The organism is Microcystis sp. M53603_WE2, from assembly GCF_030065435.1.
The window spans coordinates 1-1,002 of record NZ_JASJFF010001166.1 but is presented as its reverse complement, the minus strand read 5'-3'; the positions used below and the strand labels follow the sequence as shown (position 1 = coordinate 1,002).

General features: G+C 47.3%; 1 protein-coding gene. It reads left to right on the top strand.

The genetic code is table 11. The annotated features are described in order from the left end of the window. Positions 1-175: 175 nt before the first annotated feature. Positions 176-1,002, top strand: an 827-nt coding sequence (locus PX481_RS24520; RefSeq protein ID WP_288096545.1) for a formylglycine-generating enzyme family protein, incomplete at its 3' end; no start/stop codon positions are given.

Sequence of the window (1,002 nt, the reverse complement as noted above, 5' to 3'; positions counted from 1 at the left end):
TGTGACATCTACACAGTTACCTATCGCTACTGTGACATCTACACCGTTACCTAAAGTAGCGCCTCCAGCGCCCTCTTCGCCACCACCTCCCCCAGCAAAGCTAACTCCATTTACCGAAAAAATATCCAAGGGAATAACACTGGAGATGGTAGGCTTACCAGCAGGTAAATTTCTCATGGGCTCTCCTGACAGTGATCCCGATGCTAAAAGTTATGAAAAGCCTCAACACCAAGTTAAAATAAACAGTTTTGCTATTGGGAAATATCCAGTGACTCAGGCACAATATGAAGCAGTAATGGGAACAAATCCCTCTAAGTTTCCAAATAATCCCCAAAATCCGGTAGAAAAGGTTAGTTGGGATGATGCTCAAGCCTTTTGTCAGAAATTGAGTCAAATAACCGGGAAAACCTATCGCCTACCGACAGAAGCGGAATGGGAATATGCCTGTCGTGCGGGGACTACTACTCGCTTTTATTTCGGTGATGATGCTAATCAGTTAGGAGATTACGCTTGGTATGACGGAAATTCTCAGGATAAAACTCATCCTGTGGGCCAGAAAAGGCCCAATGCTTGGGGACTCTATGACATGAGTGGCAATGTTTGGGAATGGTGCGAAGACAATTCGCACAATAACTATATCGGAGCGCCAAAGGATGGCAGTGCTTGGCTGACAAATGATAATGATTATCACATACTGCGGGGCGGTTCTTGGTACGACTTTCCAAATTACTGCCGTTCCGCGATTCGCAACGGCAACAACCGCCGCGGCTTCAACAACTTCGAGCTCGGTTTTCGGGTGGTGTGCGTGCCCAATGTGACATCTACACAGTTACCTATCGCTACTGTGACATCTACACCGTTACCTAAAGTAGCGCCTCCAGCGCCCTCTTCGCCACCACCTCCCCCAGCAAAGCTAACTCCATTTACCGAAAACCTACCCAATGGACTAACACTGGAAATGGTAGGCTTACCAGCAGGTCAATTTCTCATGGGCTCTCCTGA